Below are 19,260 nucleotides of genomic sequence, written 5' to 3' on the forward strand. Positions count from 1 at the left end.
AAAATATTTCCTAAAAAAACAGCCCTTTTTAAAAGGCTGCCGCTTGTACTATTTTATATTTGTTTTTGGAATGGGATAACTTTTTGGCTTTCTGGCCGCCCCTGGTGCTTTTCTAAACTATCTAACGGTTTCTTATTTTGTTTTTGTAATTTTTGCACTTCCATATGAAAGAAAATTAACTCTCCAGGCTCATCATCCCAATAGTTGCTTTTTTTCTTTTTGAAGAAAATCTTTTTCATATAGAACAACATTATTATAGGAAGCAACAAATATAGTAACCATTCCATGTTGTTTCATTTCTCCATTATTTTTTTATTCCATCATTTGACCGCATGCTTTCATCATTTTTTGTCCTTCAGGAGACTGCATCACTTCCATCATCTTCATCATCCCTTTGTCACTCATCATATCATCATTTTTTTCAGCATAAACAAACTGACCAAGCATTAACAATGAACCTAATGTAAAAGATGCAATAAGAGCAATTTTCTTTTTCATATGAATCACTCCCTTTTTTTATTTAAGACCATTATAAACAATGTCTTTGCAGAAAATATGAAGAAATAACTTATTTTGTTTTTAACAATAAAAAATGTAGTTTTTAGCTACATAAACTGTACAGTTTTTAAGGGACAATCCGTAAAATGGCGTCAAAATATTTGTAAACCTACAAAAAACACGACATTAAATTTGACGTGTTTTTCTTCCAACTATTTCTATCTATATTAAGCTGTTAAATCAGGAATAAGATTTATCCTCTTTTCCTTTTCGTCTAAGGTGATTGTAAAAACAGTATCTGAGCTGATTCTCCGTAATTTTCTAATCTCTGTAGGTATATGAACGGTTCCTTTTTGATTAATAGTACACTTATGAAACATATTAGTGAAATTCTAGATTTGCCTCTTTAATAAAGTTAATTCCCTCAACAAAAATATCTAAACACTTTTCGGATTCGGTTTTTCTTTATCTTAGTCGATTCCCCAATTTTATTTTTATTGGACCCATTTTTAAGTGTAAAATGTTAATAATCTGCATATTTTCTTCACATTTTTTTTATAAAATGGACTTATTAATTATACCTAGGTGATCAATATGAAAATTTCTCTAAAATTAGGCTTATGGTTTTTTGTTTGTTTATTAATTATTGAAACCTCTTCTATGGTGTATTTACATCGTCACGTAATCGAATCACGTGCAATGCAAGAACTCAATTCACTTAAGGAAAGAGGTAACAGCCATCGTGATGTTTTGGAGATGTCAATGGACCCCTCCACTCTTCATCATATTGCTCTAATGGAATCCAAGACTGATACTGAAGTGGTCATTAAAGATGCAAATGGGAAGATTATTGAATCCTCTGGCCCCGTTGATTCCAGCATGAAAAAAATAATAGATAAACCAACTGAGAAGCTAACAAGAAACGGCTTAATTTTACAGTCAGATTTGAAAGATGAAAAATATATAGCAACCGTTTCCCCTATTAATACAGGAAATGAGAATAAAGGTTTCGTTTACATGTTTAAGACCACTGACCAAGTACAAACATTGATTTCACAATTAAACCACCATTTCCTTTATGCCTCATTATTAATCTTAATTTTTATGTTGATAACCATTTTCTTATTATCGAGGGCTCTTACAAAACCGCTTATAGTAATGAAAGAGGCTACAAAAAAATTAAGTAATGGCGATTTCTCCGTGTCATTACCTGTTATGTCCAATGATGAGATGGGTGAATTATCACGATCCATTCAAACTTTAGCCAATGACCTGAATCATCTAAAGAAGGAAAGAAATGAATTTTTGGCTAGTATATCTCACGAATTACGCACACCAATAACCTATATTAAAGGCTATTCTGATATAGGAAGAAGACCTATGCTTGATGAACAGGAAAGGATAAATTACTTCAATATTATCCATGAAGAATCTGAACATCTCACCCAATTAGTAAAAGAGTTATTTGACCTAGCTAGATTAGACCAGAACGCTTTTACCATTGTAAAAGAAAGGGTTCATATTGATTCGTACCTAAAAACAATTTATGAAAGGGTCTTACCTGCTTTTAAAGATAAAGGGATTCAACTAAAGTTATCCTGTGAAGATAGCTTGTTTTATTCTTTAGACTCAACTCGTTTTGACCAAGTTCTTTTGAACCTTTTGGACAATGCGATGAAGTATTCGAACGAAAATACAACAACAAAAATTAAGGCTTATAGAAAAGACCAAAGTATCCAAATTGACATTAAAGATGAGGGAATCGGAATCCCAAAAGAGGATTTACCTTATGTATTTGAACGTTTATATCGAGTGGAGAAATCTCGTTCAAGAGCGACTGGAGGATTTGGTCTTGGTCTAGCGATTGTAAAAGAGTTAGTAGAAGCTCATAAAGGTGAAATTTCCGTTGAAAGTAAAGTGGGAGAAGGCACCTGTTTTAAAATTATATTGAAGGAGAAATAAGATGAAAACCGTTTTACTAGTAGATGACGAAAAAAGAATGCTTGACCTTTTAGAATTATATATCGCCCCCCAAGGTTATAAATGCGTCAAAAAACAAACTGGCAGCGATGCCCTAAGTTATTTAGAAAATAAGAATGTGGATCTTGTTATTTTGGATATTATGATGCCCGATATGGATGGGTGGGAAACTTGCAAAAAAATACGTGAAACATCAAATGTTCCAATCATCATGCTCACGGCCCGTGAGGGTAAAGATGAAGTGATTAAGGGACTAAAAATGGGTGCGGACGATTACGTTACAAAGCCTTTTAATGAAAAGGAATTATTAGCAAGAATGGAAGCTGTCATGCGAAGAACAAGCAATGTCACAGAGGACCTTTTAAAATTTAAAGGATTAACATTGGATGAAAATGCCTTTAAAGTTGCTTTTGAAAATCAAAGTATTTCCATGACACCGAAGGAGTTCTCTTTATTAGGGCTTTTTTTAGGCAATCCTAACAAGGTTTTTACCAGGGAACATTTACTGTCAACAATATGGAGCTTTAAATCGGATATTGAGGACAGAACGATTGATTCCCATATCCGAAATATTAGAGATAAACTTCGGCAAGTAGGTTTTCCAGTTGATGAGCATCTGAAAACCGTTTGGGGAGTTGGATACAAGTGGAGTTCTGAGAGCGAACAATGACTGGAGCGATAGAAAATTTATTTACATCCAGTGGCCCCTTTGCCATCGTTGTTAGTATCATTATTAATATTGTAATCAGTATAGCTGGGGTGATCCCAAGCGTTTTTATTACTGGTGCCAATATTACCTTTTTTGGATTTCACACTGGTTTGATCATCTCTTTTATAGGAGAGTGTATTGGAGCAGCTTTCAGTTTTTGGTTATATCGAAAAGGGATTAAAACTTTAAATCCCTCACTTTTAAACAAAAACAAATGGTTACAAAAACTTCAACAAACCCAAGGCTGGGATTCATTTGTTATTATCCTAGTATTGAGAGTTCTACCGTTTATCCCTTCTGGATTGATTAATCTAGCAGCAGCTATCAGCAAAACCAGTATTCTTACTTTTATTGTTGCTAGTTCTCTAGGGAAATTACCTGCCCTTTTAATAGAAGCATACGCTATTAAACAGGTATTGGAATCATCAAATGATGTAAAGGCTATATTAGCAATAATTGCCCTTTTTATTCTTGTCATATATCTCTTTCAAAAAAGAAGGAAACAAAATTGATTTATCATTATGGAGGTAACAACGTGAAACATTTTAAATGGCTGTTCTCTATTTCCTTAATCAGTGTTATTCTTGCTGCTTGTTCGGATAAAGAGACGCAAAATACAGAGACATTTGAAGAAGCAAAAGATGTAAAGATTGAGCATATCCACGGTTTAGGATATGCAGGAAATAATAACGAACTGTATTTGGCTACCCATGATGGATTAGTCCGCTATTCTGATAATGAATGGTATGCTATTACAAAGAACAAGCATGATTATATGGGTTTCCAAGCTGTTGATACAGGTTTCTATTCTAGTGGTCATCCTGAACCTGGTTCTGATTTAAAGAACCCTCTGGGCTTAGTAAAAAGCACTGATGAAGGTAAGTCTTTCGAGAAACTGGCTTTTTACGGAGAAACAGATTTTCACTATATGGCTGCTGGATTTAATAGTCATACGATTTATGCGATTAATGAGACACCTAATTCACAGTTAGAAACTGGTTTATACTATTCAAAAGATGAGGGTAAGACTTGGAAACAAAGTAAAATGCAAGGTTTTTCCGCTAGTTCCATTGGCAATATTGCCACTCACCCAACAGAATCAAATTTGATTGGCATTTCAACAGATAAAGGCTTATATCTTTCAGATAATAATGGCGATCAATTTAAGGTCGTTGCTCAAGAAGTACCAGTAACCACACTAGAATTTCAAGAAGATACAATGTTATATTTTGCTATGAATGATGACAAAGCTGGACTTTATAAACAGGAGTTATCAACTCAAAATGTGACCGAGATTCCCGTACCAGAAGAGATAAATGATAATAATCCAATTATGTTTATTACTTCAAACCCTAAAAACAGAGACGAAATTACAGTCATTACTCTCAAAAATGATATTTACCAAACCCAGGATAACGGTGGTACCTGGGACGCTATAATAGAGGGCGGAAACATACAATAATCATTAAAATAACATTACAAAGAGGGTATAAATCACTTCGATTTTTCACCCTCTTTTATTATGACATTAGGGGCATTCCCCCCCTTTTCATATTAACAAACGATTGTTAAAATCAGTAAATATATACAATTTTCAGGAGTTTATCATATGCCGTCTTCACCAATGTCTAATGAACAACGAGATTTAATTAGGATAATTGAATTACTTCGGAGGGAGATGATTCAGACAGGAATTAAAGAAGGATTGACCAGTAAAAAACCAATTGAAATTAGTAGGAAATTGGATGTGTATATAGCAAAGTATCAAGCAATTTCCTTCTGATAACAGAACATATTCAACATTACCTCTTATAACTTCTAATCTATCTTTATTAAGAGCTTATCGAGATTTGATTTCAATAAATAGAGAAAATGACGTATGAAATTCATACGTCATTTCTTATGACTTGTAACTGGAGCCCTTTAAGCTAAAATAGATCGTTTGGTTTTCAATAACAAGTATCCGATTGTCTATAACCGTTTCTTTGTTAAAAAACTTACTTAAGAGTGATACCGTTTGGTTCCGTTCCAACCTCTATTGTCGCAATTACTTTATTTTCATTGTTGTCAATTACACTCACTGTATTTTCGTACATATTGGTTACATAAACAAACTGGTTATCATCACTTGTAACTATCCCATGAGCACCTTTACCAACCTTTATAGTCGTCACAATTTTTCTGGTCTCAAGATCAATTTTGGAGACGCTATCTGATGGATTTTCAGGCGTTCCTTGATTGGCCACAAATGCATATTTACCGTCAGATTGAATGTAGACCTGGGCAGGACCTTCTCCTACTTGAACCTTTTCTACATTATCATTTTCAAGATTAATAATTGCTAATGAATTTTCAGCATTCAATGTTACAACTAAATTTTTCCCATCTGGGGTAACGCTCGTTGTTACAGGTGTATTTCCTACTACAATTTTTTTGCTTTCTTTCATGCTCTCTAAATCAATCACACTAACAGTATCCTCGCCCATATTTGCAATGTATGCAGTCTTGCTATCGGCTGCGATTCTAAAACCGTGTGGGCCATTACCTGTTGAGATGTTTTGAATCATTTTATATGTCGTTAAATCAATAACGGAAACATTGTTATCTTCATTGTTTGTCACTAATGCGTATTTCATATTTTCGGTAAACACAATGTGAGCTGGATGAGATCCCACCTCTACCTTGTTGATTAATTGGTCTGTTTCCACATCATAAAATAGAGCAAAACCATTCGTTTTTTCTTCATGACCACTATCATGTCCCCCGTGCTCTCCTATTTCAGGAACAACAGTAGCCCCTAGTATTCTTCCATCAGGTGAAATTTGTACATTATGAACGGATCCTTCTATGTCTATTGATTTAATAGTTTTATTGGTTGCTGCATCAACTTTAGTAATTCCTCCATGTTCAGCTGTATAGACGAAATTTACTTTTTCATTTTTCGATTCATCCTGGGCTGGTTGAGCATTGTTTGTAGGTTCTGTTGTTGTCTCCTTAGTTTGCTTATCGGTGGTATTACCACAAGCAACTAAAAATATGGATAGAAGAAAAAATAAGCTAATGTAAAAAAGTTTTTTCATATTAACACACTCCTTAATGTTGTTACTATAACTGTAGTAAATATTTGTGCAGAAACTTTGAAGAACCCGTCTTAATTTATGACAGTTTTATGAATTAACTATGTATCATTTCTATTTTCAAATTGGGAAAATTAAGTTTTACCAATACTACAAATTACCTAGTCGTTCTGCATAAATTCTGCACATTTATGTTGTAATATGTGAGTAAATCAGTTTTAGGAGGTAATAATGGTGAAAATGAAACGAACACTTTTATTTTTTCTTACCCTGGTCATTGCCATCTTTTTAGCAGCGTGTTCCAATAATAATCAAGAGAGTGAACATGGTAATACGAATGACAGTGAGAACACAGAGCAAGAACAGGATACTAGTAACGAAGGCCATGGAGGACATGCGGGAATGGATCATTCAGGTTCAGGTGAAGTTCCAGAAGGGTTAAAAGATGCTGAAAACCCTACCTTCAAAGTTGGAAGCCAAGCAATTATAAATGATGACCACATGGAAGGAATGAAAGGTGCAGAAGCAACCATTGTAGGAGCATATGATACAACAGTGTATACCATATCGTATGAACCAACGACAGGTGGAGAAAGAGTAACAAATCACAAATGGATTATCCACGAAGAGATTAAAGATGCTAGTGACACACCATATAAACCTGGTGATGAAGTTATCGTTGAGGCTGACCATATGGAAGGTATGGAAGGTGCAACTGCAACAATTGATTCAGCAGAGCAAACAACAGTTTACATGGTTGATTTCACTCCGACAACTGGTGGAGAAAAAGTGACTAATCATCAATGGGTAACAGAAAGTGAACTTTCAGCTAAATAAAACATACAAAAAAGATTATCTTGGGCATTCCTTTCAACAAGGGATGCCTAAAATAATTAAAGTGATGGCTTTAACATCGCTACATAGGATGAGAAAACAATTATAGTTCATAACAAAGGAGAATATTTTATGACTAATCGAGAAACACCTCCCAGCACACCTCGCTGGGTGAAAGTCTTTGGTATTATTGCAATCGTTCTAATTCTACTGTTTGTCATACTGAAACTTACTGGCATCGGTGGTAACCACGATCCTGGTCGCCACTTTTCTTCAAATGAAAATGACCAATATATTCAGCAATTTGAAAAAAGGATACACAACCTATGACAATGGCACCACGTCTTCGCAAATTTGCTCTAATGGTGCATATCACTTCCTCAGTCGGCTGGATAGGTGCAGTTGTTGGGTTCCTAGTTCTTGCCATCACTGGTCTTACCAGTCAGGATGACCAAATGATACGTGCGGCCTATATTTCGATGGAGTTAACGGCTTATTTCGCCATTGTCCCATTAAGCCTTGCCTCGCTTTTGAGCGGACTTGTCCAGTCGCTAGGAACCCAGTGGGGCTTATTCCGCCACTATTGGGTTCTGGTGAAATTTCTGTTAACCATCATTGCGACCATCGTTTTACTATTGCAACTGGAGCCAATTAGCTACATAGCAAGCAAAGCAGCAGAGACTACATTGTCGAGTTCTGACCTGAGAAACGCAAGACTGTCACTCGTTGTCCACTCTATTGGCGGACTATTGGTGCTTCTCGTGGTCACTTCGCTATCGGTTTACAAACCTCGTGGGCTAACCCGTTATGGGTGGCGTAAACAACATAAACAAAGCAATAAGTCATATTCATAGTAGATAAAACAAAGAGGCCGCATTTATTTATTGAAATGCGGCTTTTTTATAAAAAAAGCATTCCAAGATATTAACTTGAAATGCCTCCTAAATCTTTATGTACTTGTTTTAATGTAGGATAATAAACCTGATAATTGTTTTTTCCTAGCTTTTTTGCTTCATACATGGGCATATCAGCTTGTTTGATTAACGAAGATGATGTGTCAACTCCATTGTTGGAAAAGGTTATGCCAATACTCGTACTAAGATTAACTTTATTGTGATTGATAATAAATGGGGTTTGAATGACTTTAAGAAGTTTTCCTGCAATCCTAACCGTTTCTAAATGAGAAACTTGAGGGATTAATATAATGAACTCATCACCTGCAAACCTCGCAAGAAGGTCTTTCTCTCTTAAACAATTTTTTAATCGTTGGACAACCTCAATTAAAACGATGTCGCCTGCGTCGTGACCAAATTCATCGTTAACCTGCTTAAAGCCATCTAAATCCAAGAATAAAACGGAAAATTGACTTTTATTCTTCTTATGACGTTGTATTTCTACATCTATTGTTTTCAATAACATGCACCTATTCGCTGCACCCGTTAATGGGTCATAATACGCCATCTTTTCTATATTTTCATAGGCTTGTTCTAACTTAAGTTTGTTCTTTTTTAACCTTTTTGACATCAAACCAACGGTATAAGAAATTAAAAAGCTAAGCGTTAGTTGCATCATCATGGATGCTATAACTTCTACAGTCATACCGTGGAAATGAAAATAATATTCGAAGGTTATATGAACAAATTGTAATAGAAAACTAGATATAATTGCTCCCCGAATTTCAAAATAATATGCAAATGCAATAGGAGGAAGGATATAAACACTTCAAATCATATCCAATATATAATGTTCGGCATAGGTCCCAAATGATGAACTAATAAGTGGATAAATAGCTAAGGGAAACAGAGATGTAATAATAACTGGGATCCAAATCTTTAAAGGAATGGTACGAATTAATGCTACATTTTTATGCATTGCAATGTCCCTTTCGGTGTCGAACCGTTTATGTGAGAATTTTATGTATAACCCCATGAATTTACTAAATACCTAGCTAATAATACTCTATTTATCTTCGTAGAGTAAATAGGGAAATTAATACATCAATGAAGTGATTTTAATTATTAATAAACGACATGTCTTTCCATGTCGAATTAGTTAAATCATTTTACTCAAGACCCACATGGATATACTAAAAAAACCAATAATCCCAAAGAAACAAAACAGCATATTTACATCATTTCTTCTTTGTAATTTTCGGTATTTATTATAGCTTATCTCCCCTTTAGCAAATCTTAATCCATTAATATTTGGTTCCACAGAATAAAGTGCACCGTCTTTATCTCCGAGGATTACGTTGGAAATTAAAGCGACACCCTTTGCTCCTGCAGCGTTACCATTATCCAAATATTCCACTCTTACAAATTTGTATAAGGAGTACTTTTGTATTTCTTCAGTCATTTTATTAGCTAGTTGCTCAATGTAATTGTTAGAAAAACACACTAGTATCACCTCATTTGCATTTTTAATTTTATTCCTTTATCCGATGACCACCGACTTTTCATCTATACAAGTAATTTGCCTTAAACCAACTTATATTATTATTCTATGAACCTATATGAAAATTGTCAAAAAAATCAGCAGGCATTCTAAGAAACCTGCTGTGAGCATTTAAGCTAACTTATCAATAAACTTCTATCTATCCGTTTCACAAATTTATGGAATGCTTCCCGTTTCTTACCCATTTGTGAATATAGAGCAATTATCTTTTCTACCGCATCGTACAGTTTTTCTGGTGTTAGATTTTCCAGTAATAAGATACCGACTTCTGCATCTTTCCCTTTTGCTTTGCCTCCTACATATAAATTATAATGATCTCTAATTTTCATAACGCCTATGTCACTTAACATTGGTTCTCCACAACCTATAGGACATCCTGTATAAGCGACTTTAAGTGTAAATGGAACAGGTTTACCTGCGATACGGCGATTTAACTCTTTCGCCACTGGCATCCCTACCTCTTCTTCTCCTTTGCAAAAATTGCAGGTCCTCAAGCTCTTTACGAAGTTTCCGACTGGATAAGACTCCAATCCAACTTCTTTAAATTCCGCAATTATTTCTTCTTGTTTCTCAGCAGGTATTTCTATATACAGTTGTTGAAATGTCGTTAGCTCAAGTTCTTCATCTTCATCCATATATTTAGAGATTGTAACCAGTTGCTTTGAGTTCAGCTTTGCACCAAACCCAATTCCCCCATTTATGGCGATCTTAACTTTTTTAACATCATTCCCCATTTAAATTTCTCCCCTATCCGTTAGTCTCATTTTTATATTTATGATTAGAGCTTTACTCTTTGGAGACGTAAAGCATTTAATACAACCGATACTGAGCTGAAGGCCATTGCAGCACCAGCGAGCCAAGGTGCCAAAAGACCAATCGCTGCAATTGGGATACCTATAACATTGTAAGCGAAAGCCCAAAATAGGTTTTGCTTTATATTTCGAATGGTTTTTTTGCTCATGATAATAGCATCAGCGATGGTATTTAAATCTCCGCTAATAAGGGTGATGTCAGCTGCTTCCATTGCCACATCCGTTCCAGTACCTAAAGCCATTCCAATATCAGCCACAGCGAGAGCTGGAGCGTCATTAATCCCATCACCGACCATTGCTACCTTTCTTCCATCTTTTTGAAGTTTCTTCACTTCATCGGCTTTACCCTCTGGAAGAACCTCAGCAATGACATGATCTATGCCAACCTCTTTCCCAATGGCCTCGGCAGTCCTCTTATTATCACCCGTGATCATGACAACGTTAATTTTTAGGTCTTTTAATCGGCGAACGGCTTCTTTTGAAGTTTCTTTAATGGTGTCTGCTACGGCAACAATCCCATTGTAGTTTCCATCAATAGCAACAATCATCGCCGTTTTCCCGTTACTTTCAAGGCTTTCCATATCAGATATTGCTTTAGTAATATCTATATTTTCTCTTCCCATGAGCCTTCTGGTACCGATTAGAATCCTTTTATTCTCAACAACTGCACTTATACCATAACCAGGAATTGCTTCAAATTGTTGAACTTCTTTTAATGAGATATTCTTCTCCTTTATCCCTTGGACAATGGCTTGTGCTAAAGGATGCTCTGATTGATTTTCAGCAGAACCTATAAGGGACAAGAACTCTTCTTCTACCATATTTTCATGTAAAATAACATCTGTTAATTGTGGAGTACCTTTAGTAATCGTGCCTGTTTTATCTAAGATTACAGTATCAATGTGATGTGTTGTTTCAAGGTGTTCTCCACCTTTAAAAAGAATACCGAATTCTGCTGCTCGCCCTGAACCAGCCATAATGGATGTTGGTGTAGCAAGACCGAGTGCACAAGGGCAGGCTATAACTAGAATAGCAATTAATTTTTCAAGAGCTTCTGCAAACTCTCCAGGACTAATCCATATATACCAGACTAAGAAAGTTACAACAGCAATCCCTACAACAATTGGAACAAAGATTCCTGAAATTTGATCAGCAAGGCGTTGAATGGGTGCCTTTGAACCTTGTGCTTCCTCGACCACTTTAATAATTTGTGATAACGCTGTGTCTCTACCGACTTTTGTAGCTTTAATTTTTAAGAAACCATTTTTATTAATGGTAGCACCAATAACCGTATCACCAACTGTTTTGTCCACTGGCACACTTTCACCTGTAAGCATGGATTCATCCAGTGCGGAACGCCCTTCGATGATTTCGCCGTCTACTGGTACTTTTTCGCCAGGTTTTACGTAAACAATGTCACCTACAACTACTTCTTCAAGAGGTACTTCTTTCTCCACTCCATCTCGAACAACAATGGCGGTTTTAGCTTGAAGCCCCATTAACTTTTTAATGGCTTCTGACGAACGTCCCTTTGCTTTTGCTTCAAATAACTTACCCAATATGATTAAGGTAATTAGAATCGCACTCGTTTCATAATACAGTTCAACCATATGTCCATGAGAGCCTATGGATTTAATGGTCATATATAAACTATAGAAGTAGGCTGCTGATGTTCCAAGTGCAACTAGAACATCCATGTTCGCACTTTTATTTCTTAAGGCTTTATATGCCCCAACATAAAACTGTTTACCGATTATAAATTGAACTGGTGTTGCTAGTGCTAATTGTACCCATGGATTCATTAGTAAATCTGGTAAGTAAATAAACGAAGTAAAGGTGAAATGGCTAACCATGGACCACAATAATGGAAAAGACAAAATGGCTGAAAAGATAAATTTGCTTTGTTGTTCTTTTATAGCTTTCTGTCGGTGATCTATGTTTTCTTCCTTATCCTCTTTTGCAATAGCTCCATATCCTAACTTTTCAACACGTTTAACAATATCTTGGGTACCAATTAAAGAGGGATTATATTCGACTGTCGCCTTTTCTAAAGCTAAATTCACCGTGGCATTGCTTACACCTTCTAATTTGTTCAGGCCTTTTTCGATTCTAGTTGCACAGGCAGCACAAGTCATTCCAGTAATATCAAATTCTTTTTTCTCCGATACAACATCGTATCCTAAATCCTGAATCTTCTTTTGAAAATCCTGTTCAGACACCACTTCAGGGTCATATTTTATGGTGGACTTTTCAAGTGCTAAATTAACATTCGCTTCTTGTACGCCTTCCATTTTTTTAAGCCCTTTTTCAATTCTTAATGCACACGCAGCACAGGTCATTCCTGTAATTTGAAAATTTGTTTCTTTTATTTCATTAGTCATCAATGTTCACACCTTTCATACGGGTAGGGGGTATATATTTTTGTTAAAGATAACGTGCTGTTGTAAGCACGTTACCTGTTTATCTTAAACAACATCATAGTCTTGGTCATCAATCATTTCTTTAATTTTATCTAATGAAACTTCTGACGGATTGAACTCTACATCCACATTACCAGCGTCTAAATGAACTTTTACAGATTCTACACCTGTTAATTCTCCAACGCTTCCTTCAATTGCTTTTACGCAGTGGCCGCAAGACATTCCATTAACCTTTAATGTTACTTTTTCCATTATTATCACTCCCATTTATTTTTTCAGTAATCTTTCTATAGTTAAAAGAACTTCATCTATTACTTCTGTATCACCTTCGTTGATTCGATCCAGTACACAAGTTTTTAAATGTCCTTCCAGAAGAATCTTAGCCACACTATTTAAAGCGGACTGTGTAGCTGCGATTTGAGTAATGACATCATCGCAATAAGTATCTTTTTCAATTAACCCTTTTATACCTCGAATTTGGCCTTCTATTCGATTTAAACGGGTAACCAGATTTTTCTTCACATTATCAGAATGATGGCTTTTTCTTTCTTCAGGAAGGTGACAATCGTGATTTATGTTTTCATCCATTATATCGCCTCCACAATTACATTATACTATACCCCCCTACTGTATGTGAAGAATTTTTTAAAATTTTTTCGACAAACCTATTAATTAGGGATTTGTTTGAAATCTATCTGCTCTGACTCCACTTTTTTTACATTTGCATATTTCTATATCTTCTACAAGAAGATCATTGCCAGAGCGTAGGTCCCCAATCTCACCACCATGGGATATAATTTGAGCATTTTATTCCTGAATCATTTCCTCAATCAGACTTTCAAAGTCTTTCTGGGTAAATCCAATTTTGGTACACTTCTACGTAAAATTCTTTTCCCCAGAATCCAAAAGGTTTATTAAAATGTCAGTGTCTTTTTGCTTAATCATGAATCTTTAAAAACTGATAAATAATAAGGACCTTTTAAAAGTACACATCCTTGATCACAAATTATGTTCTGTTTCTTTTTTAACATGTTGTGAACAAATTCAATATTGTTATGGTGTTCATAGTTCCTCCACTCTTTCTCCAAACTTTTTGCATAAATTCCTCTTATTCTGTTTACAAGCACAGGAAATGGAGGAAGACAATATGACAAAAAAGAAGAAATTACTTTCACTTGGTATTCCCGTAACGGTTGCTACACTGTTACTAATAAGTGGATGCACCCAGTCAAACAAGGAAGCCAGCTCAAAAACAGATGAAGCTCAGACACAACAACAAGAGAAAAAGGAGGATTTTGAGGCACGGCTTGCAGGAGGTAAAGTCGGAAGCGACAGCATCGCATTTGTTGGAGGGGGTGCTAGCAACAAACTATGGGTGATTGATGCGAAATACCATAAAATGCTGACAACCATTGATGCGGGTGGAGGAAACCTTAAGCGTACGGAGCAGAAGTATCCAAACTTGCAGGATACACACGCCATGACATTTACAAAAGACTTTAAAACCATGGTCACAATCAACTGGTTTGATTACGATGAGCCATCCTATGTCATAGCCTACGATCCAGCGACATTTGAAGAGATATGGAGAGTGGAATCAGGCAAAGGCGGCCATCACTCCGCATTATCACCAGACGATAAGTACCTGTATGTAGCAAACCAATACGGTGACTCCGTGTCTGTCATCGATGTAAAGGCAAGGAAGAAAATCAAGGATCTGCCAACAGGAAAAGGAACAGATTACATCTCCCCTTCCATGTATTGGGACGGAAAGCCAATAGATTCTCCATACCTTTTCGTAAGCGTTGATAAAGAAGATAAAGTAATCGTAATCGATTGGAATAAGAATGAAGTTGTAAAGGATATACCTGTCGGGGCAAGCCTTCATGGGGTTAACCTTACACCAGATGGCAAACAGGTTTGGGCTGCTGTACGGGGCGAGGTCAAGAGTATTGTAATAATCGATGTGGCCACGCTTGAAATTGTAGATAAAATCAAGTTTGAAGAAGGCCCGACTCATATTTCATTTAGCCCCGACGGAAAATATACGTACAATACAACTGGTGGAAACAAATTATTTAAAATTGACACAAAAACTCATAAAATCATCTGGCAATCAACAGGTACCACCATTCCTGCACACACAGGAGTAAGCCCTGATGGAAGGGAATTCTGGACACTCAATCACGGAATGGACCAGCGGTATAATTATCAACTTGGTGGTGAAGTGGTCAGCGGAGTCCAGGTATGGGATACAGAAAACGGTGAGCTTATTACGGAGATACCAGCAGAAGGCGTACCACACGAAATCCAATTCGTACCTAAAACAGCACTTGGTAGCGAAACTGCTCTAACTAGTGAAGATGTACATTCACACGGAACACACTCCATTGCAGAGGCTGGAGAGCAAATCTTCAAACAAAGTTGTGCCTCCTGCCATGGCGGTAAATTAGAGGGAGGAAATGGTCCAGCTTTAAGTAACATTGGTGCTCAAAAGTCAAAGGAAGAACTGCTTGAGACCATAAAGAACGGCAAAGGCATGATGCCAAGCGGACTTGTCTCTGAATCTGACGCAAAAATACTTGCAAACTGGCTAGCTGAGAAAAAATAAATACCTGTTAACCAAAAACCTTCACTAATTAAGGTGAAGGTTTTTGGTTTCTTGTTATCAATCAGAAGATTAGGCCTTCAATGTTAATTATTCCGTCACAAACATAAAGGTTTAGAGTAAAAATGCACTTTTTGTAAACGTATGTATACACTTTCACACCAACGGTTTTACAGCTCTATTGAACAAACTTTGTTCACTGATGTATACACGGACATTAGAACCTTTAACAGAATATCCACAGACATCGGTTCCCTAAATTAGATAAAATGAAGGAAAAGAGTGAATGGATGTGTTTAGATGGAAAGAACACCTGTTATTTATGAAGGAAAAAATTATATTCTGCTTATTCAGGATAACTAATTGGGAAGAAGAACTCAGGGGCCAAACAAACCTATTTATAAATTTGTCGGGAATAATATTGAGAAATTTAGGACGATTAGAGGATTATCAATAAATGAATTAGCTCTCATTACTGGATATAACATTGCCGCCATTAGAAATATGGAGCATGGGAAACAAAGGATACATCTCGATACTATTGAGTTACTTGCTCAATCCTTGGATGTCCCAATTTATGTTTTTTTTTCAGATTCCAATGCAGAAGTGGAAAGGTGAATATATTCGAGTTGAACAAAAATATCAAAAGCTTAAGAAGAAGGAGATGAGTTAAGAAAACTCTTACAAAACAAATAAAATAGCAAAAATTTTAGTAACGTGCTTCGGGGTATGAATCGGTTATACTCGTTATCCTTTTTTGAGAGTCATTTGTCAGATGAGCGCAAAAAGGAAAATGAAATTATGTGGCGAATATCTTTTATTTAGTTAGGGTAGTTGAGAGGTTATAGTGATTAGATCATGAACCTTGTAAATTTAATTAAGGTACGATTTAAAATGGTTATTATTTTTAAAACGGGGGATTTTATGCCACATCATTTTGGACTAAAAGTACTTGAAGGAAAACGTAAATTGAAGTTAACACGAGAAAAATATGCAATAGTGAGTAATAAAAATTCATTAGTTCGTTTTTCTAGCGATATTTACGCTGATGAAGAAGGAAAAATTTACACGGATGAATGGTGCGAAAATCAACTTAAGGTCAGCTTGAAAAATTATGACTTAAACATGGAATATTTCTCCACTTATTGCTATGTAAGAGAAATGCCCATCCAAAAATTTAACGCGCAGCCACTATATGGATTTAGTGAATGGGTAAACCCAACATCCAAATATCCCTTTGCTTCAGTGAGAATATTCTTTGATAATGTTTCTTTTATATCAATCCACACATCTATTGCTCCTCTCATAAAGTGAGTAACTATCAATACTTCCAGATATATAGGCATTATAGACAAATGTTGTTCCACACATAAATGTGTAACAATTAATGGCTGTTTTATTTTTGGAGCTCTTATTCAATTAACCACCCTATAGTGAAACAAGAAAAGCTGCCAAATTGACAGCTCATGTCTTACACTCTTGAATAAGCAAAATTCCTCCATTATTAGGTATTTCTATGAGGGGTAATCTGTTTCTCTACTCCTCATATTGCCTCCGATTTGCCCCATCATATTTTTAAAGTCATTCCCAGATGGATTCTGGAATAATTGAAGTCCAAATTCCGGTGCTACTGCGAAAAGATGATCAAAGATATCGGATTGTATGGTTTCATATACATCCCAGCGAATATCATTGGTAAATGCATAAATTTCTAGTGGCAATCCAATTTCAGTGGGCGCCAGTTGTCTTACGAGTAATGTCATTTCCTGACTAATTCCTGGGTGATGTTGAAGATATTGGTTAATATACGCTCTGAAGACCCCGATATTGGTAAGCGCACGGCCATTGACTGGATTATTCCGATTAATTTCATTCTTTGCATTGTATTCAGCAATTTCCTGTTCCTTAGAAGTTATGTAATTTGAAAGAAATTGGATTGTTTTAAATTTCTCTATCATTTCTTGGGTGCAAAACGTGATACTGTTGGTGTCAATAAATATAGAACGCTTAATTCGGCGGCCCCCAGAAACTTGCATCCCTCTCCAGTTTTTGAACGAATCAGAAATAAGAGCATAGCTTGGGATTGTCGTAATCGTTTTATCGAAGTTCTGGACTTTTACCGTATTCAAAGAGATATCAATGATATCCCCATCCGCCTCATATTTAGGCATTTCTATCCAATCACCTACGCGCACCATATCATTGGCCGCTAATTGAATACCAGCAACAAGACCTAAAAGAGAATCTTTAAACACGAGAAGAAGAACAGCTGATAAAGCACCAATCCCGCTAAGAAGAATAAAAGGACTCTCCCCCATCAAATTAGCGATAATGATGATTCCTCCAAGAATGAATACAATAATTTGAACCACCTGAATATATCCTTTAATTGGCTTAATCTTGGAGATTTCAAAGGTTAAATAAATATCATTAAATGCATTTAAAAAGCTATAAATAACCATTAACCCAACAACGATTATATAGGTAATGGCTCCTTTTTCTATTAAATGCTGATAGTCAGGAAAAGTAGATGAAAAATAATAAATAATAATTGCCGGAACAATATGGGATAACCTGTGAAAAACTTTCCTTTCTAAAAGGATGTTGTCCCACTCGAATTTGTTATTCGTAATGATATGAGTAATGACCCTCAGCACTATTTTCTTCGAAATAAAATTCGAAGCAATACAGAGAACTCCTATAAAAAGAATCATAATAATAGCAGCAAGATAATCAGTAAGGATTGGGTTCATCTCATATTCGAGCAGTCGATTGCGAATAAGCTTCATAATTTTCCTCCCTTGTATTTCATCATGCGTTGTCAGTACGTTAAATTACCATCCAAACACTCATTCTACCATTATTTTTCCTAAATTGTATTTCATCATACTCCGTTGCAAAATAGAAACATTAAACACTTCTAAAAAGAAATAAGCTACTCAAACGTTGCTTTTTTCAATTTACTCTATTCGGAATTTGATACATTAAGATATCTTCACCAAAAAAAGTCGAATTCCTTATGATTCTAAGGATTCGACTTTTATTAAAGAGCTTTCTTAACAGTTATAAAAATTTACTATTATCTATTCTGGAGGAATTACTACCCTTAACCTGCTTTAACGTCGCAACAATAAGAAAGCTAACAATCACTAATAAGAGCCATGAACTTACCTTACCTAGATGAACCAAACTCCATGCATCGCTTTGGTTTGGATATTCCCAAGCCCCAAGAAACGTTGCGATATTTTCAGCTATCCATATGAAAAATCCGATGAGCACAAAGGAAAGTGCCAGTGGCATCCTGTAAAGAGTTCCATTAACCTCGTATGTGACCCATGATTGCCAGAAAACAATTAATACCAGTCCAGAAAGCCACCAACGAACATCAATCCAAAAATGGTGGGTAAAGAAATTCAAATAAATCGCAGCCGCAAGAGGCACCACCACTAAAAAAGGCGGCCACTTAACCAGTTCTACCTTTAACCTCCTCCACGCCTGGCAAAGAAAACTTGCTACGCTCGCATACATGAATCCGCTATACAAAGGCACTCCAAAGATCTTGAAATATCCTTCCTCTGGATAAGACCAGGAGCCCATGTGTGTCTTGAAAATTTCAAGCGCAAGTCCAATTAGATGGAACAAGGTGATAACCTTTAGTTCATCACGAGTTTCTAGCCCAGAACGCACCATCCACCACTGCATTAGAAGGCAGATGATAAACAGCCAATCATATCGTGGTAGAAATGGAAGTGGCACGATTTGTGTAAAAGCCAAAGAGGCAAAAATAACAACAGGAAACAAACAAGAAAGGGCCTGCTCCCAACCAAAACGAACCAGTTGTTTTAGTGGTCTCAAAATTTGTCCCTTC

At 36.0% G+C, this 19,260-nt stretch carries 22 protein-coding genes; 11 read left to right on the forward strand and 11 right to left on the reverse strand.

Annotated features, from left to right (window positions below; translation table 11 throughout):
• Nucleotides 1-53: 53 nt before the first annotated feature.
• Together CHI06_RS22060 and CHI06_RS22065 are read right to left on the reverse strand one after the other, a co-directional pair.
• Complete coding sequence (locus CHI06_RS22060; protein WP_095250725.1) at nucleotides 54-287, reverse strand: hypothetical protein; 234 nt, start codon at nucleotides 285-287, stop codon at nucleotides 54-56.
• A 25-nt stretch (nucleotides 288-312) separates the two neighbouring features.
• A complete protein-coding gene (locus CHI06_RS22065) occupies nucleotides 313-498 on the reverse strand; it encodes a hypothetical protein (protein WP_095250726.1) in 186 nt (61 codons plus the stop codon).
• A 594-nt stretch (nucleotides 499-1,092) separates the two neighbouring features.
• Here CHI06_RS22065 and CHI06_RS22070 point away from each other — a divergent pair.
• From CHI06_RS22070 to CHI06_RS22090, 5 genes are all read left to right on the forward strand, one after another.
• Complete coding sequence (locus CHI06_RS22070) at nucleotides 1,093-2,460, forward strand: sensor histidine kinase (protein WP_095250727.1); 1,368 nt, start codon at nucleotides 1,093-1,095, stop codon at nucleotides 2,458-2,460.
• 1 nt (nucleotide 2,461) lies between these two features.
• Entirely contained in the window at nucleotides 2,462-3,148 is a 687-nt protein-coding gene (locus CHI06_RS22075; protein ID WP_095250728.1) for a response regulator transcription factor, read from the forward strand.
• Nucleotides 3,145-3,699, forward strand: coding sequence for a TVP38/TMEM64 family protein (locus CHI06_RS22080; RefSeq protein WP_095250729.1), 555 nt, complete (start codon nucleotides 3,145-3,147; stop codon nucleotides 3,697-3,699). The genes CHI06_RS22075 and CHI06_RS22080 overlap by 4 nt, the downstream gene beginning before the upstream one ends.
• 23 nt (nucleotides 3,700-3,722) lie before the next feature.
• Nucleotides 3,723-4,649 (forward strand): F510_1955 family glycosylhydrolase, encoded by a 927-nt coding sequence (locus CHI06_RS22085; protein WP_095250730.1) that lies wholly within the window; start codon nucleotides 3,723-3,725, stop codon nucleotides 4,647-4,649.
• A gap of 147 nt (nucleotides 4,650-4,796) precedes the next feature.
• Nucleotides 4,797-4,970, forward strand: coding sequence for an aspartyl-phosphate phosphatase Spo0E family protein (locus tag CHI06_RS22090; protein ID WP_095250731.1), 174 nt, complete (start codon nucleotides 4,797-4,799; stop codon nucleotides 4,968-4,970).
• A 214-nt stretch (nucleotides 4,971-5,184) separates the two neighbouring features.
• Here CHI06_RS22090 and CHI06_RS22095 read toward each other — a convergent pair whose 3' ends face one another.
• The gene (locus tag CHI06_RS22095) at nucleotides 5,185-6,267 is read right to left on the reverse strand and encodes a YncE family protein (protein WP_095250732.1); all 1,083 of its coding nucleotides are present in this window, start codon (nucleotides 6,265-6,267) and stop codon (nucleotides 5,185-5,187) included.
• Between the two features lie 228 nt (nucleotides 6,268-6,495).
• Between CHI06_RS22095 and CHI06_RS22100 the strand changes: the two genes are divergently transcribed.
• The 3 genes from CHI06_RS22100 (at nucleotide 6,496) to CHI06_RS22110 (ending at nucleotide 7,952) form a co-directional block, all read left to right on the forward strand.
• Nucleotides 6,496-7,101: a DUF1541 domain-containing protein gene (locus CHI06_RS22100; protein WP_257009409.1), complete on the forward strand. Its 606-nt coding sequence runs from the start codon at nucleotides 6,496-6,498 to the stop codon at nucleotides 7,099-7,101.
• Between the two features lie 129 nt (nucleotides 7,102-7,230).
• On the forward strand, nucleotides 7,231-7,428 hold the full coding sequence (locus tag CHI06_RS22105; RefSeq protein ID WP_095250733.1) for a hypothetical protein: 198 nt from the start codon (nucleotides 7,231-7,233) through the stop codon (nucleotides 7,426-7,428).
• Entirely contained in the window at nucleotides 7,425-7,952 is a 528-nt protein-coding gene (locus CHI06_RS22110) for a hypothetical protein (protein ID WP_095250734.1), read from the forward strand. Before CHI06_RS22105 ends, CHI06_RS22110 begins: the two co-directional genes overlap by 4 nt.
• 70 nt (nucleotides 7,953-8,022) lie before the next feature.
• Here the strand turns inward: CHI06_RS22110 and CHI06_RS22115 are convergent, their stop codons facing one another.
• From CHI06_RS22115 to CHI06_RS22140, 6 genes are all read right to left on the reverse strand, one after another.
• Entirely contained in the window at nucleotides 8,023-8,673 is a 651-nt protein-coding gene (locus CHI06_RS22115; protein WP_179292731.1) for a GGDEF domain-containing protein, read from the reverse strand.
• A 477-nt stretch (nucleotides 8,674-9,150) separates the two neighbouring features.
• Nucleotides 9,151-9,399: a hypothetical protein gene (locus CHI06_RS22120; RefSeq protein ID WP_142300999.1), complete on the reverse strand. Its 249-nt coding sequence runs from the start codon at nucleotides 9,397-9,399 to the stop codon at nucleotides 9,151-9,153.
• Nucleotides 9,400-9,668: 269 nt separating this feature from the next.
• A complete protein-coding gene (locus CHI06_RS22125) occupies nucleotides 9,669-10,286 on the reverse strand; it encodes a nitrite reductase (protein WP_095250737.1) in 618 nt (205 codons plus the stop codon).
• Nucleotides 10,287-10,330: 44 nt separating this feature from the next.
• The gene (locus CHI06_RS22130; protein ID WP_095250738.1) at nucleotides 10,331-12,745 is read right to left on the reverse strand and encodes a heavy metal translocating P-type ATPase; all 2,415 of its coding nucleotides are present in this window, start codon (nucleotides 12,743-12,745) and stop codon (nucleotides 10,331-10,333) included.
• An 84-nt stretch (nucleotides 12,746-12,829) separates the two neighbouring features.
• Nucleotides 12,830-13,036, reverse strand: a complete 207-nt coding sequence (gene copZ / locus CHI06_RS22135; RefSeq protein WP_095250739.1) for a copper chaperone CopZ — start codon at nucleotides 13,034-13,036, stop codon at nucleotides 12,830-12,832.
• A gap of 15 nt (nucleotides 13,037-13,051) precedes the next feature.
• Entirely contained in the window at nucleotides 13,052-13,372 is a 321-nt protein-coding gene (locus tag CHI06_RS22140) for a metal-sensitive transcriptional regulator (protein ID WP_095250740.1), read from the reverse strand.
• Nucleotides 13,373-13,931: 559 nt separating this feature from the next.
• On the opposite strand from CHI06_RS22140, the gene CHI06_RS22145 reads away from it, so the two are divergent.
• The 3 genes from CHI06_RS22145 (at nucleotide 13,932) to CHI06_RS29975 (ending at nucleotide 16,706) form a co-directional block, all read left to right on the forward strand.
• A complete protein-coding gene (locus CHI06_RS22145; RefSeq protein ID WP_179292732.1) occupies nucleotides 13,932-15,395 on the forward strand; it encodes a YVTN family beta-propeller repeat protein in 1,464 nt (487 codons plus the stop codon).
• 360 nt (nucleotides 15,396-15,755) lie between these two features.
• Nucleotides 15,756-16,010, forward strand: coding sequence for a helix-turn-helix domain-containing protein (locus CHI06_RS22150; protein ID WP_095250742.1), 255 nt, complete (start codon nucleotides 15,756-15,758; stop codon nucleotides 16,008-16,010).
• Between the two features lie 306 nt (nucleotides 16,011-16,316).
• Nucleotides 16,317-16,706 carry a hypothetical protein gene (locus CHI06_RS29975; protein WP_179292733.1) on the forward strand — a complete coding sequence of 130 codons (390 nt, stop codon included), beginning with the start codon at nucleotides 16,317-16,319 and terminating at the stop codon, nucleotides 16,704-16,706.
• Nucleotides 16,707-16,906: 200 nt separating this feature from the next.
• Here the strand turns inward: CHI06_RS29975 and CHI06_RS22165 are convergent, their stop codons facing one another.
• Both CHI06_RS22165 and CHI06_RS22170 read right to left on the reverse strand, forming a co-directional pair.
• Entirely contained in the window at nucleotides 16,907-18,181 is a 1,275-nt protein-coding gene (locus CHI06_RS22165; protein ID WP_095250743.1) for a mechanosensitive ion channel family protein, read from the reverse strand.
• A gap of 274 nt (nucleotides 18,182-18,455) precedes the next feature.
• Nucleotides 18,456-19,247 (reverse strand): DUF817 domain-containing protein, encoded by a 792-nt coding sequence (locus CHI06_RS22170; protein ID WP_095250744.1) that lies wholly within the window; start codon nucleotides 19,245-19,247, stop codon nucleotides 18,456-18,458.
• Between the last annotated feature and the right edge of the window lie 13 nt (nucleotides 19,248-19,260).

The organism is Bacillus sp. 7884-1 (assembly GCF_002272245.1).
GTDB lineage: Bacteria > Bacillota > Bacilli > Bacillales > Cytobacillaceae > Neobacillus.